Genomic DNA, 13,856 nt, shown 5'->3' with positions numbered 1-13,856 from the left:
GGGCCCCAGCCGCGGCATCGGACGCGAGACCGCCCTCTCGTTCGCCCGTGCGGGCTTCGACGTCGCCGTCACCGCCCGCACGGTCCGCGAGGGCCAGGGCGCCGTGCCGCCCCGCAGCCGCCGCGACGGCGACGAACCCATCGCCGTGCCCGGCAGCCTCGAGACCACCACCGCGGAGATCGAGGCACTGGGAGTGCGGGCGCTGCCCGTCCCGATGGACCTGCTCGACGTCGAATCGGTGCGCGGCGCGGGCCGGCGCGTCCTGGACGCGTGGGGCCGGGTCGACGTGCTGGTCGCCAACGCGTACGCGCAGACCGCGGGGAACATGGACCGGCTGCTCGACATCGACCTCGCCGACGCCGCAGCCATGATCGACGGCAACTACCTGCACCAGGTGGCGTTGATGCAGACGGTGCTGCCGGCGATGCTCGACCGCGGCAGCGGTGTGGTGATCGATCTGGTGTCCGGGTCGGCGGCGATCGACCCGCCCGCCCCACCCGGGGAGGGCGGTTGGGGCCTGTCGTACGCCGCGTCGAAGGCCGCGTTCGCCCGGATCGCCGGGATGATCAACGCCGAGTACCGGGGCCGCGGGATCCGGGCGTTCAACCTCAGCCCCGGGTTCGTCGTCACCGAGGCCGGCCGGGCCCGGGGCGGCACGCGCGCCGTCGAGGACGCCGGATTCGAGGCCGTGCCGGCGACGGTGCCCGCCGCCGCCGCGGTGTGGCTGGCGACCGCGCCCGAGGCGGACCGGCTGCTCGGCAAGGTGGTGTGGGCGCCGAAACTGATCGAGGAGACGACCGCTCGGGGAGCGGCGGCACGAGAGGACGGACGTACGTGAAGCTGGGTGTGGTGGTGCCGATCGAGCTGGGACACAGCGGGGACCCCGAGTGGATCCTCGAATTCGCGCGTGCCGCGGAGAAACTGGGGTTCGACGAGATCTCCGCCGTCGAGCACTCCGTGGTGATCGCGAACACCGGCAGCGCGTATCCGTACTCGCCGACCGGCAAGTCCCACCTGCCCGACGACTGCGACCTGCCCGACCCGCTCGAGCTGCTGTCGTTCGTCGCCGGTGCCACCACCGACCTCGGTCTCGCCACGGGCGTGCTGGTGCTGCCCAACCACCATCCGGTGGTGCTGGCCAAGCGTCTGGCCACCCTCGACCGGCTCTCCCGCGGCCGCGTCCGGATCTGCCTGGGGCTGGGCTGGATGCGGGAGGAGATCGAGGCGTGCGGCGGCGACTTCGACCGGCGCGGAAAGATCGCCGACGAGGCGATCGCCGTGATGCGCACCCTGTGGGCCGGCACCGACCCGGCGGGAGCGGACTTCGACGGCGAGTTCTACTCCTTCCGCGGCGCCCACAGCTGGCCGAAGCCGCACCGCGAGAGCGGGGTGCCGCTGTACATCGGCGGGCACAGCGCCGCCGCGGCCCGCCGGGCCGGTCGCCTGGGCGCCGGTTCCCAGCCGCTCGGCCTGGCCGGGGAGGATCTCGATCGGGCGATCGGGCAGATGCGCCGCGCCGCCGAGTCGGCCGGCCGCGATCCCGGCGCCGTGGAACTGGTGCTCGGGGCGACGCTGCCGCGGCTCGACGAGGCCCGCATCGACCGGGCCCGCGCCCTCGGGGCGACGCGGATGGTGCTGTCGGCGTCGCCGAAGGCCGGGACGCTGAACCGGGTCGTCGACGAGATGGCCGCCTGTGCCGAACGCCTCGGCCGGGTCTGACCGGGCGGTTCCCGCTGTCCGAGACGGTCCGCCCGCTCGGCGGCCCCGCTGACTAGCGTCCGAGGTCACAACGACATTCGGTCGCTAGGAGAATTCGCGATGGATCTGAAGGAATCCCCGGAGCAGGTCGCGCTCAGGAGGGAGCTGCGCGCCTACTTCGCGTCGCTGCTGCCGGAGGACAAGCGTCGCCGCGCCGGTGAGCAGGGAGTGGGGGGCGAGCACTTCCGCGAGGTCGTCACGCTGCTCGGCAAGGACGGCTGGCTGGGGATCGGCTGGCCCACGGAGTACGGCGGGCAGGGCCGGTCCATCGAGGAGCAGTTCGTCTTCTTCGACGAAGTGCAGCGCGCGGGCCTGCCGTTCCCGTTCGTCACCGTCAACACGGTCGGCCCGACCCTGATGAAGTACGGCACGCAGGAGCAGAAGGACCGCTTCCTGCCCGGCATCCTTTCCGGCGACATCGTCTTCGCCATCGGCTACACCGAGCCGGAGGCCGGCACCGACCTGGCGTCGCTGAAGACCCGCGCGGTGCGCGACGGCGACGAGTGGGTGGTCGACGGCAACAAGATCTTCACCTCGGGCGCCAACACCGCCGACTACGTGTGGCTGGCGTGCCGCACCGACGCCGACGCCCCCAAGCACCGCGGGATCTCGATCCTCATGGTGCCGACCGAGGCGCCCGGGTTCTCGTGGTCGCCGATCCACACCGTCGGCGGCCTGTCGGTCACCGCCACCTACTACAGCGGCATCCGCGTCCCCGACCGGGACGTGGTCGGGGAGATCAACGGCGGCTGGCCGCTGATCACCGCCCAGCTCAACCACGAGCGCATCGGCCTGGCCGCGATCGGCGGCCGCACCTACGGGCTGTGGCATCAGGTGCTGGACTGGGCGAAGGAGAACGGCGCCATCGAGATTCCCTGGGTGCAGCAGGAATTCGCCCGCACCCACGCGAAGCTCGAGGCGATGCGGCTGCTGAACTGGAAGATGACCGCCGCCGTCGCGGCCGACACCCTCTCGGGCGCGGACGCCGGTGCCACCAAGGTGTACGGCACCGAGACCCACGTCGACGTGTACCGGACGCTGCTGGGCATCCTCGGCGCGGCCGGTCGCATCCGTCCCGAATCGCCGGGCGCGGTGCTGGCCGGTCAGATCGAGCAGATCTCCCGGCAGGGCATGGTCAACACGTTCGGCGGCGGCGTCAACGAGGTCCTGCGCGACATGGTCGGCACCATGGGCCTGGGCCTCGTGCGGGAGAAGAGGGTCAAGTGAGCGAACTGCTGACCACGCTGCGGGCGTTCGAGGGGCAGACCCTGACCCCCACCACGTGGGGGCCGGACGAGGTCAACACCCCGATGATCCGGCACTGGGTCGAGACGATGGGCGACACCTGCCCGATCTACCTCGACGACGAGGCCGCCCGCGCCACCGGCCGTGACGGTGCCGTCGCCCCCGCGCTCATGACGCAGGTGTGGACGATGCGCACCTTCACCGACAAGATGGCGAACAACGACCCGTCGCAGGTGTGGACCGACCTGATCGCCACCCTGGACGCCGCCGGGTTCACCTCCGTCGTCGCCACCGACTCGGACTTCGAGTTCTTCACCGAGCTGCGCCCCGGCGACCGGGTCTCGCTCACCGAGGTGATCGAGTCGATCTCGGAGGAGAAGAGGACCGGGCTCGGTGCCGGGCACTTCGTGACCACGCTCAAGACGTACCGCAACGGCGCCGGCGAGGTCGTCGCCACCCAGCGGTGGCGCACCCTCCGTTTCCGGCCGAAGGACACGGCGCAGCCGAAGGACACGGCGCAGCCTGACGATGCGGCGCAGGCGAAGCCGAAGGGGCTGCGTCCGCGCCCGGCGCTCAACGCCGACAACGCCTTCTGGTTCGAGGCGGCGAAGGAGCACCGGCTGGTGATCCAGCGCTGCACGTCGTGCGGCACCCTGCGGCACCCGACGGGACCGATGTGCGGGCAGTGCCGCTCGCTCGACTGGGACACCGTCGACGCGTCGGGCCGCGGCACCGTCTACAGCTTCGTGGTCAACCACCACCCGCAGATTCCCGGCTTCGAGTACCCGCTCGTCGTGGCGACGATCGAACTCGAGGAGGGCACCCGCCTGATCGCGAACATGACCGGTGTCGCGCCGGACGCGGTGGAGATCGGCATGCCGGTGGAACTGGACTGGATCGACGCCGACCCGGATTTGACGCTGCCCGCGTTCCGGCCGGCCGCACGGGAGGACTCGTAGATGGATTTCAACTTCAGCGAAGAGCAGGAAGCGATTCGCGGCCTCGCCCACGAGGTCTTCACCGGCAAGGCCGGCATCGACCGGGTCAAGCAGGTCGAGCTCGGCGACGAGCGCGTCGACCGGGAGCTGTGGCGCGAACTCGCCACCACCGGTCTGCTCGGCGTCGCCCTGCCCGAGGAGCTCGGCGGCGGCGGTCTCGGATTGTCGGAGCTGTACGTGCTGCTCGAGCAGCAGGGCCGGCACGTGGCGCCCGTCCCGATCTGGCAGTCCGTGCTCGCCGCCCTGGCGGTGGTCGAGTTCGGCACCGACGCGCAGCGCACCGCGCTGGTTCCCGGCGTCGCCGACGGCAGCCGGTTCCTGACGATCGGGCTCGAGGAGTTCGGCCCGTACGTCGACGGCGCTCCGGCGACCACCGCGACCGAGACCGGCGGCGGGTGGCACCTGACCGGCGCCAAGGCCGCCGTCCCGGTCACCCACGTCGCGGAGCGCGCGATCGTGTCGGCGACGACGCCGGCCGGTGCCGCGCTGTTCGTCGTCGACCTCGCCGGTGACGGTGTCGCAGTGGAGCAGACGCAGTCCACCACGTGGGAGATCTGCGGCAACGTCACGTTCGACGCGGCGCCCGCCGAGCTGCTCGGCCCCGCCGACGGCACCGCGGTGCAGTGGTTGCTCGACCGCGTCGAGCTCGCGCTCGCCGCCCTGCAGCTCGGTGTCGGTGCCGGGGCGGTCGAGCAGGCCGTCACCTACCTCAACGGGCGCATGCAGTTCGGGCGTCCGCTCGCGACGTTCCAGGCGGTGGGCCATCAGCTCGCCGACTGCTACATCGACCTCGAGGCCATGCGGGTGACGCTGTGGCAGGCGGCGTGGCTGCTCACCGAGGGCGCGGACCCGGGCACATCGGTGCTCGTCGCCAAGTGGTGGGCCACCGACGGCGGTCAGCGCGTCGTACACCGCACGACGCACGTGCACGGCGGAATGGGCGTCGACACCGACTATCCGGTGCATCGGCACCTGTTGTGGGGCAAGCAGATCGGCGCCACCCTCGGCGGGTCCGCGTCGGATCTGGCGCGGCTCGGTGCCCAGCTCGCTGCCGGGGTCGAGGTGGTGGCATGACCGCCACCGTGTCCACGGACCGCAGCTACGACGACATCGAGATCGGCGAGGTGCTGCCCGAACTCGCGATCCCGCTCACCCGCACCCTGATCGTCGCGACCGCCCTCGCGACCCGCGACTTCCAGGACGTCCACCACGATCCCGAACTCGCCCGCGAGCGCGGATCGAAGGACGTGTTCATGAACATCCTCACCAGCAACGGCCTGGTGGGCCGGTTCGTCACGGACTGGGCCGGTCCGTGCGCCGTGGTGCGGCGGGTGAAGATCCGCCTGGGCGCACCGAACTACCCCGGCGACACCATGACGATGACCGGTGAGGTGGTCGGCAAGTCCGACGGGCTCGTCGAGGTCCGCGTCCGCGGCGCCAACAGCCTCGGCGACCACGCCGCCGGCACCGTCACGATCGCCTTCACCGACCGGCCGGGAGGAACCCGATGACCACCCCGCTCTCCGGTGCCGCCGCGATCGTCGGCATCGGCGCCACCGAGTTCTCCAAGAAGTCCGGCCGCTCCGAGCTGCAGCTCGCGTGCGAGGCGATCGTCGCGGCGCTGGCCGACGCCGGCATCGACCCGTCCGAGGTCGACGGCCTGGCCACCTACACGATGGAGACCAACGGCGAGATCCTCGTCGCCCGCAACTGCGGACTCGGGGAACTGAAGTTCTTCTCCCGCATCGGGTACGGCGGCGGGGCGGCCTGCGCGACCGTGCAGCAGGCCGCGATGGCCGTCGCGACGGGCGTCGCCGAGGTCGTCGTGGTCTACCGTGCGTTCAACGAACGTTCCGGGGTCCGGTTCGGTCTCGGCCAGCACGACCGGCCGATGGATTCGACCGCCGACCGCGCGGCCTACGCGTGGCTGACCCCGCAGGGACTGGCGACTCCCGCCCAGTGGGTCGCGATGTTCGCCCGCCGGTACATGCACCAGTACGGTGCCACGAGCGAGGATTTCGGCCGGGTCGCCGTCGTCGCCCGCAAGCACGCCGCGAACAACCCCGCGGCGTGGTTCTACGGCAAGCCCATCACGCTCGAGGACCACCAGAACTCGCGGTGGATCGCCGAGCCGCTGCACCTGCTCGACTGCTGCCAGGAAACCGACGGCGGGCAGGCGCTCGTCGTCGTCTCCGCCGAGCGGGCCCGGGACCTGCGGCACACACCGGTCCTGGTCAAGGGCGCCGCGCAGGGCTCCGGCAAGGACCAGCACATGATGACCAGCTACTACCGTCCGGACATCTCCGGCATCCCGGAGATGGGTCTGGTCGGCCGCCAGCTCTACGCGCAGAGCGGCCTGAGCCCGGACGAGATCGACGCCGCGATCCTCTACGACCACTTCACCCCGCTGGTGCTGCCGCAGCTCGAGGAACTCGGCTTCTGCCGCCCCGGCGAGGCGAAGGACTTCATCCGCGAGGGCAATCTCGAGCTCGGCGGCCGGTTGCCGTCCAACACCCACGGCGGGCAGGTCGGCGAGGCGTATCTGCACGGCGTCAACGGCATCGCCGAGGCGGTGCGCCTGCTGCGCGGCACCTCCACCAACCAACCCGACGGCGTCGAGAACGTGCTGGTGACGGCGGGAACCGCGGTTCCCACCTCCGGCCTGATCCTCGGCGCGGCCTGAACCGGAAGGACACGACATGACGGCAGTGGAGCAGAAGGCCGGTGCGTGGCGCGGCGCCGACCTGGGCACCCGCACGGTGAGTTACGACGAGCGCGACGCGATCCTGTACGCGCTCGCCGTCGGCGCCCAGCCGGCCACCGACCTGGACCTGGTGCTCGAGGACCGGCTGCGGGTGCTGCCGACGTTCGCGCTGACCCTCGCCCAGTGGGCGCCGGACGAGCTGGGCTCGCGGGGCGCGTTCGACACCGGCACCGCGCTGCACGGCTCGCAGGAGCTGACCGTGCTGGCTCCGCTGCCGCGCCGCGGCGAGGTGGAGCTGCGGGCGTCGGTGGGTGAGGTGTGGGACAAGGGCGCCGCGGCCGTGTTCGAGGTCCGGGTCGAGTGCGAGTACTTCGTCGCGACCTGGTCGATCTTCGCGCCCGGCGCGGGTGGGTTCGGCGGCGAGCGCGGCCCGTCGAAGCCGGCGGCCCCGCAGGGCGAGCCGGAGCTGACCGCGCCTCTGGTCACCGCCGCCAACCAGGCCGCGCTCTACCGGCTCACCGGCGACCGGCACCACATCCACATCGACCCGGAGGCGGCCGCGCGGATCGGGCAACCGCGTCCGATCATGCACGGGCTGTGCACGCTCGCGGCGGCGACATTGCCGCTGGCGCGGCTCGTCGGTGCGCATCCGGCGGATCTCACCGCGCTGCAGGGCCGCTTCGCGGCGCCGGTGTTCCCCGGCGACGTCGCCGAGTTGCGGGCCTGGGGTGGACGCGACGACGTGGCGTTCGAGGTGGTCGGGGACGGACGGGCCGTGATCTCGGGGGCGCGGGCGTCGTTCGCGTGACGTGGGATCGGTGCCCGGCATCCGGGCACCGATCCGCGCGGTCACTTCCCGTGCAGGGCCATGTACCGGGCCGGGAACTCGCCGCCGCCGTGGACGGCGAGGTCGGCGCCGTTGACGTAGGCCGCCAGGTCGCTGCCGAGGAACAGGCAGGCCCGGGCGATGTCCGACGGGACCGCCATCCGCTCCATCGGCAGGGTCCGGGTCACGGCGGCGCCGCCGTCGTCGCCGTACACCGACGCGGCGGCCTCGGTGCGGATCAGGCCGGTGGTGATGTGGTTGACGCGCACCTTCGGGGCCCATTCGAGGGCGAGAGCCTTCGTCAGGCCCAGCAGGCCGGCCTTGGCGGCGGTGTAGGCGGCGGTGCCGGGCTGCGGGTCGTGCGCCGAGACGCTGCCGATGTTGACGATCGCGCCGCCCTCGGGCTGTTCCTGCATCACCCGGTTGGCGGCCTGCGCGGCGTAGAACGGGGCGAGCAGGTTCAGTGCGACGATCTTCTCCACGAAGCGCGGGGAGACGGTGGCGGCGTCGGCGTCCGGCGACCCGCCGGCGTTGTTGACGAGCACGTCGAGCCGGCCGAACCGGGCGACGGTGTCGTCGACGAGGCCGGCCACGTCGGCCGGGTTGCGCACGTCGACGGCCCGGAACGCGGCGCTGCGGCCGTCGACCGCGGGCAGCGTCTCGGGTTCGTTGCGGGCGCAGACCAGGACGTCGGCGCCGGCGGCGAGGAAGTGCTCGGCGACGACGAAGCCGATGCCCTTGGTGCCGCCGGTGACGATCACGGCGCGCCCGGTGTGGTCGGCAGGATTGGGAAGGTGCACGTGGCTACCTTTCTGCGAGTTCGGAGCGGTTCGAGACTGCTTGCCGTCCGACGCTTTTCGCGGGCGACGGTGGAAACCGACATAGACAAGCAAGTGCTTGGTCAAGGATAGTGGACGGGGAGCCTGGGACGCACCAGGACTTCCGAAGTGGCGAGAGAACCGGAGCAGGACACATGAGCAAGCTGGACGGCAAGGTCGCGCTCATCACGGGCGCGGGGCAGGGGATCGGCCGGGGCATCGCCCTCGCCCTCGCCAAGGAGGGCGTGCGGATCGCGGCGGCGGGCCGCACCGAATCCAAGGTGATCTCGACGGCCGAGGCGATCGAGGAGCTCGGCGGCAAGGCACTCGCCGTGCGCTGCGACGTCAGCAACCCCGACGACGTCGACGCGGCGGTCCAGCGCACCGTCGAGCACTTCGGCGGCGTGGACATCCTGGTCAACAACGCCAACGACTGCCGGCCCGGACCGCTGCTGTCGTTCACCGACGACGAGTTCGAGCGGTCCTTCGCCACCGGACCGCTCGCGACGCTGCGGCTGATGCGGGCCTGCTACCCGGTGATGAAGGAACGCGGGGGCGGATCAATCGTCAACCTCGTCACCTCGGCGGCGGTCCGGTGGGACGCGAGCAACTACGGCGTCTACGGATCGATCAAGGAGGGCATGCGGTCGCTGACCCGTGCCGCGGCGTGCGAGTGGGGCGTCGACGGCATCCGCGTCAATGCCATCGCCCCCCACGCCCTGTCGCCGGGACTCGAGCGGTGGATGGAACGCAACCCCGAGGAGGCCGAGGAGTTCCGCGCCGGAATCCCCCTGCGTCGCATCGGCGATCCCGAGACCGACATCGGCCGGGCCGTCGTCTTCCTCGTCGGCGAGGACGCCGGCTACCTCACCGGCGCGACCATCCCCCTCGACGGCGGTCAGTCCCGCTGGGGCTGACGCCCCCGGTGCGTCCTTTGGGCTGCCCTGGCCGCCCAAAGGACGCACCGGCACCGGAGGCGCCTATCCGGTTACCCGGCCCGCGTTGCCGGCGTCGACCGGCAGCACGGTGCCGCTGATGTGGGCGCTCGCCTCGGCGGCGAAGAACAGCACCACGCGGGTGATCTCCGCGGGATCGAGCCACGGCACCGGCTGTGCGTGCAGGCTCTGGAAGACCGGCGCCACGTCGTCGGCGCCGGGGTGCTCGAGGTCCGGGCGCATCAGGCCGTAGAGGAAGTCGTTGTGGATCATCGGCGTCGAGATGTTCCCGGGGGCGATCGCGTTCACCGTGATCCCGTGCGGAGCCAGATCCAGCGCGGCGCTCTTGGTCAGGCCGATCACGCCCCACTTCGACGCGCTGTACGCTGCCATGTTGGTGCTGCCCGCGCGCCCGAGCATCGACGAGATCGTCACGATCCGGCCGTACCCGCGCTCCACCATGCCGGGTGCCACCGACCCGACCGTGTTGAACACCCCGGTCAGGTTCGATCCGATCGCCTCGGCCCACTGTGCCTCGGTCATCGACTGGATCGGGGCGGCGACCGACACTCCGGCGTTCGCGACCGCGATGTCGATCCGGCCGAACTCCGCGTGCGCCTGCGCGACGAGTTCGTCCATCGCCGGGCGGTCCGCGGTGTCCAGCTTCGCGGTGAGGCACCGGCGCCCGGTGGCGCGCACCGCCTCCGCGGTCTCCTCCAGGTCGGTCTCGGTGGCCAGCGGGTACGGCACCACCGGGCTGTCGGCACACCGGTCGCACAGCACGATGTCGGCGCCGCGCTCGGCCAGTGCCACCGCGTGGCTGCGTCCCTGTCCGCGTGCCCCGCCCGTGATCAGCGCGACCCGGCCTTCGAATTCACTCATCGATTCACTCCTCCTACTCGGTCAGCAGGTCGATGCTGCTGCCCCGGGAGGGCGTCGACACTCCGGCGATCCCGCTCAGCGGGAGGAGGGCAGGTCGCGGGTCCTCACGCGACGGCTGCGACGGGCACGAACGCAAGGCCCATGCCCGACGGTGCGTAACCGGGCCGGTACGACGGTTGCGACCGGTTCCCCGAGACGAGCACCGCGACGACGACGAACGCGACCGCCAGCAGCACGGCCAGCACACCGACGACCGTCCACAGATCCGGCCGCCACGAGCGCCCGCGGGGCTCGTCACCGTAGGTGAGCCGTTTGACGCGCCGGCCCTCGGCACCGGAGATCGGGGCCGGGGCGGCAGGATGCGACGCGGGTGCCGCGGCCGGCTCGCTCGGGGCGAGCAGCTTGGCGATGGGCTGGGTGGCCGCGAGGGGGTCCACCGAGTCGAGGTTGTGCATGGTCGTCCGTTCTCCACAGTTACCGACGGCCGTAGATCGGCGGTCCCCGCACGCTCGTTACGGTGAAATTCGCCACGCACTCAGGGGGTCCATGCGAAGCGGAACCGCTCCGCGAGCTCGGCTGGCGGCCGCGCGCGGTACTCGCCGAACTCGTAGCTCTTCACCGCCAGCAGCGCCTCGAGCAGCGACGGCCCGAACAGGGCCCCGGCGAGCCGCGACGAGGCGAGGGCCGCGAGCAGGTCGTCGGGGCTCGTGGGCAGCAGGTCGACGCCGAGCGCGGCGCGTTCGGCATCGGTGAGCCGGGCCGGATCGACCGGGACCTCCACCGGCACCGGCAGCGCATCGGCGAGCCCGGCGTGCGCGGCCCCGAGAATCGCCGCGCAGGCGAGGTACGGGTTGGCCGACGGATCCACCGGCTTGACCTCGAGATGCGCGCCGTGCGGATTGCCGGGGGTGAAGGCGCACAGCCGCACCGCGGCCTCGCGGTTCTCGAGTCCCCAGCAGCACCAGGCGCCCGCCCACATGCCCGGCCGCAGGCGCAGATGTGAGAGCACGGACCCGGTGAGGACGGCACCGAAGTCGGGGAGAGCGCGCAGGATGCCGGCGACGACGCTGCCGCCCGCGTCCGTCATCCCGTGCGGGCCGTCGCCGCCGGACAGCAGCGGCCGCCTGTCCCGGGTGAAGGATACGTGGACGTGCGCGCCGTTGCCCGACCCACCGGCGACGGGCACAGGGGAGAACGACGCGCGCATCCCGTGGACGCGCGCGGTGCGACCGATCAGGATGCGCGCGAGAACGAGGTCGTCGGCCGAGCCGACCGGGTCGGCGGGCGACAGGGACAGTTCGAACTGCTGCGCACCGGCCTCGGCGTGGATCTGTTCGATCCCCAGTCCGGCGCCTGCGGCGGCACGCAGCAGGTCGGCGACGAACTCGTCCTGCCCGAGGACGGCGCCGAGTCCGTATGCGGCCCACTCGCCGTGCCCGCCGACGAGCGTGAACTCCACCTCGTGCCCGATCCGGGCCTGCACCCCGATCCCGGCGAGAGCGTCCACGACGCGCTCGAGCACCCCGCGGGTGCACAGCGACGACCGGGTCCCGTCCTGGTCGTACAGATCGGCAGGAGCCCACTGGATCCCGTCGCCGACGGACCGGAGCCGGTCGCGGTCGATCCGGAGCCGCAGATCACCCGTCACCGACAGCGACGGTGTGAACGCCAGGTGGTCGTCGACGCAGACACCGCCCAGCTCGGCGACGCCCCGGCGCCGACCTCGACGAACCACGGAAGCATGTGCGCGGGAAATGCTTTCGCACGGCAGATGCCGGTCGAGTCGACGATCGAACCGACGATCCGATCTGCCGTCCCGGTGTCGGGTCGTTCCTCCGTCACTGGAAACCTCCCGCACGCGCCGCCGGCCGTCCCGAAGACACAGTAGAGGCGGGGGCGGGTCCCGGGGGCCGTCTTCGCCGACACCGGACACGTCGACACTGGGATGCAGTGGACGCCGCCCCGGCGGCGGAAGGGTGGCCCTCCTCGTCACGCACCGTCGCCGGGGGCGGCCGTCCCGGACGAGCATCGAGCTCGCGAGGGTGTCCGCTGAGAGGGACGCTCGTTGACACGGCCACGGATGCCTGCGGAATGTAAGTGGGGTCACATTCCATCAGTCGGGAGGGCTGCTCGTCATGACCGTTTCGGAAACCTCGACCGGGTCGGCCACTGCGCCCCGGGATCCGTTCGCCCCCACGATGTTGGGCCCTGTCCGGCTTCGCAACCGCATCATCAAGGCCGCGACGTCGGAGGGGCGTTCACCCGAAGGGCTGGTGACCGACGACCTGATCGACTTCCACCTCGGCTTCGTCCGCGGTGGGGTGGGCATGACGACGGTCGCGTACTGCTGTGTGGCTCCCGAGGGCGCCAGCGCGCCCGGCCAGATACTGATGAACCGGAAGGCGCTTCCCGGGCTGCGGAAGCTGACGGATGCCGTCCACGAGGCCGGCGGCGCAATCTCCGCTCAACTCGGCCACGCCGGTGTCGTGGCCTCGAAGAAGATCACAGGTGTCACCGCGATGGCACCGAGCCGGGTGATCAACCCGTCGTCTTTCGAGTACTGCCGCGAAATCGATCGTGCCGAGATCCAGAAGGTCGTCGATCAATTCGGTGAGGCGTCCGCCGTCGCGGTCGAGGCCGGGTTCGATGCAATCGAACTGCACTTCGGCCATCTGTATCTGCCGAGCTCGTTTCTCAGTCCGCTTCTGAACCGCAGGAAGGACGAGTACGGGGGCAGCATCGACAATCGCTCCCGCTTCGTCCGTGAGATCGCCCGGCGGGTGCGGGAAGTGGTCGGCACGCGAGTGGCTGTCACCGCGAAGATGAGCATGGACGACGGGATCCGCGGCAGCATCTGGCTCACCGAGTCCCTTCGCACAGCGCAATTGCTCGACCAGGACCGCAACCTCGATGCGCTCGAGCTCACGCAGGGGTCGTCCTTCTTCAAGCAGATGTACCTGTTCCGCGGCGACGTGCCGGTCGACGAGTTCGCGTCGGTCATGAAGGAACCCTTCAGGACGGGTGTGCGCCTGTTCGGCAAACGGGCGCTGGGTTCGTATCCCTACGAGGATCTGTACATGCTCGAGTCCGCTCGCCAGTTCGTTCCCGTCATGGAGCACACCGCGCTGATCCTCTTGGGTGGGATCAACAACTACGACCACATCACCACCGGAATGCGGGAGGGGTTCGACTTCGTCGCCATGGGGCGCGCGCTGCTGCGGGAGCCGGATCTGATCGAGCGCATCCGCGCGGACCACGCGGTGACCGGACGGTGCAACCACAACAACAAGTGCATGTACACCGTCTACGGCCGTACCCACTGTGTGCTCGTCCCCGATGAGCGCCCGGGGAACGTGGCGATCACGGGTCCGACGCCCTTCACCGCGTCCCGCACGGCCGCACGGTAGCGACCACCGACGCGGCTCGGGAATCCGTTCCGGGCGCTCCCCAGCGGACCGGTCGATGCCGGACGTGCCGACGCATCGGTCCTGCGCATCACCGCCGCATCGTTCCTGCGCGGTGCCGCCGCATCGTTCCTGCGCGGTGCCGCCGCGGCGGTCCCGCGGCGGCACCGCAGGACCCGTCACCGCGGTTGATGCTGGGTGATGCAGTGGATGCCGCCCCCGCGGCGGAAGAGCGGCCGTGCGTCCACTCCCACGACGCGCCGGCCGGGATAGGCGGCCGCCAGGA

At 71.4% G+C, this 13,856-nt stretch carries 14 protein-coding genes and 1 pseudogene; 10 read left to right on the top strand and 5 right to left on the bottom strand.

Annotated elements, in window-relative coordinates; all coding sequences use genetic code 11:
- From OEY_RS28870 to OEY_RS0122725, 8 genes are all read left to right on the top strand, one after another.
- Positions 1-838 (top strand): SDR family NAD(P)-dependent oxidoreductase (locus OEY_RS28870; RefSeq protein ID WP_010596067.1); only part of this gene is annotated, 838 nt, incomplete at its 5' end.
- Entirely contained in the window at positions 835-1,719 is an 885-nt protein-coding gene (locus tag OEY_RS0122755) for an LLM class F420-dependent oxidoreductase (protein WP_010596066.1), read from the top strand. The genes OEY_RS28870 and OEY_RS0122755, both read left to right, overlap by 4 nt.
- A 99-nt stretch (positions 1,720-1,818) precedes the next feature.
- On the top strand, positions 1,819-2,985 hold the full coding sequence (locus OEY_RS0122750) for an acyl-CoA dehydrogenase family protein (RefSeq protein WP_010596065.1): 1,167 nt from the start codon (positions 1,819-1,821) through the stop codon (positions 2,983-2,985).
- Complete coding sequence (locus OEY_RS0122745) at positions 2,982-3,962, top strand: bifunctional MaoC family dehydratase N-terminal/OB-fold nucleic acid binding domain-containing protein (protein ID WP_010596064.1); 981 nt, start codon at positions 2,982-2,984, stop codon at positions 3,960-3,962. Before OEY_RS0122750 ends, OEY_RS0122745 begins: the two co-directional genes overlap by 4 nt.
- Positions 3,963-5,075, top strand: a complete 1,113-nt coding sequence (locus OEY_RS0122740; RefSeq protein ID WP_010596063.1) for an acyl-CoA dehydrogenase family protein — start codon at positions 3,963-3,965, stop codon at positions 5,073-5,075.
- Positions 5,072-5,512, top strand: coding sequence for a MaoC family dehydratase (locus tag OEY_RS0122735; RefSeq protein WP_010596062.1), 441 nt, complete (start codon positions 5,072-5,074; stop codon positions 5,510-5,512). Before OEY_RS0122740 ends, OEY_RS0122735 begins: the two co-directional genes overlap by 4 nt.
- A complete protein-coding gene (locus OEY_RS0122730) occupies positions 5,509-6,684 on the top strand; it encodes a lipid-transfer protein (protein WP_010596061.1) in 1,176 nt (391 codons plus the stop codon). The genes OEY_RS0122735 and OEY_RS0122730 overlap by 4 nt, the downstream gene beginning before the upstream one ends.
- Before the next feature lie 16 nt (positions 6,685-6,700).
- Positions 6,701-7,513 (top strand): MaoC/PaaZ C-terminal domain-containing protein, encoded by an 813-nt coding sequence (locus OEY_RS0122725; RefSeq protein WP_010596060.1) that lies wholly within the window; start codon positions 6,701-6,703, stop codon positions 7,511-7,513.
- 41 nt (positions 7,514-7,554) lie between these two features.
- Here the strand turns inward: OEY_RS0122725 and OEY_RS0122720 are convergent, their stop codons facing one another.
- Positions 7,555-8,331, bottom strand: coding sequence for an SDR family oxidoreductase (locus tag OEY_RS0122720; protein WP_010596059.1), 777 nt, complete (start codon positions 8,329-8,331; stop codon positions 7,555-7,557).
- A gap of 173 nt (positions 8,332-8,504) precedes the next feature.
- Between OEY_RS0122720 and OEY_RS0122715 the strand changes: the two genes are divergently transcribed.
- Positions 8,505-9,266, top strand: coding sequence for an SDR family NAD(P)-dependent oxidoreductase (locus OEY_RS0122715; protein ID WP_010596058.1), 762 nt, complete (start codon positions 8,505-8,507; stop codon positions 9,264-9,266).
- A 63-nt stretch (positions 9,267-9,329) separates the two neighbouring features.
- On the opposite strand, the gene OEY_RS0122710 is transcribed toward OEY_RS0122715, so the two are convergent.
- From OEY_RS0122710 to OEY_RS28865, 3 genes and pseudogenes are all read right to left on the bottom strand, one after another.
- Positions 9,330-10,166 carry a mycofactocin-coupled SDR family oxidoreductase gene (locus OEY_RS0122710; RefSeq protein WP_010596057.1) on the bottom strand — a complete coding sequence of 279 codons (837 nt, stop codon included), beginning with the start codon at positions 10,164-10,166 and terminating at the stop codon, positions 9,330-9,332.
- Positions 10,167-10,270: 104 nt separating this feature from the next.
- A complete protein-coding gene (locus OEY_RS0122705; protein ID WP_010596056.1) occupies positions 10,271-10,621 on the bottom strand; it encodes a hypothetical protein in 351 nt (116 codons plus the stop codon).
- An 80-nt stretch (positions 10,622-10,701) separates the two neighbouring features.
- Positions 10,702-12,008: pseudogene (locus OEY_RS28865) on the bottom strand (glutamine synthetase family protein).
- A 293-nt stretch (positions 12,009-12,301) separates the two neighbouring features.
- On the opposite strand from OEY_RS28865, the gene OEY_RS0122695 reads away from it, so the two are divergent.
- Positions 12,302-13,573, top strand: a complete 1,272-nt coding sequence (locus OEY_RS0122695) for an NADH:flavin oxidoreductase (RefSeq protein ID WP_010596054.1) — start codon at positions 12,302-12,304, stop codon at positions 13,571-13,573.
- 176 nt (positions 13,574-13,749) lie between these two features.
- On the opposite strand, the gene OEY_RS29955 is transcribed toward OEY_RS0122695, so the two are convergent.
- Positions 13,750-13,856, bottom strand: a 107-nt coding sequence (locus OEY_RS29955) for an agmatine deiminase family protein (protein WP_192811084.1), incomplete at its 5' end; no start/stop codon positions are given.

This window comes from Rhodococcus sp. P14 (assembly GCF_000256505.1).
Classification (GTDB): domain Bacteria; phylum Actinomycetota; class Actinomycetes; order Mycobacteriales; family Mycobacteriaceae; genus Rhodococcus; species Rhodococcus ruber.
Note: the sequence above shows the minus strand (reverse complement) of the source record. Positions and strands in the feature narration are given on the sequence as shown.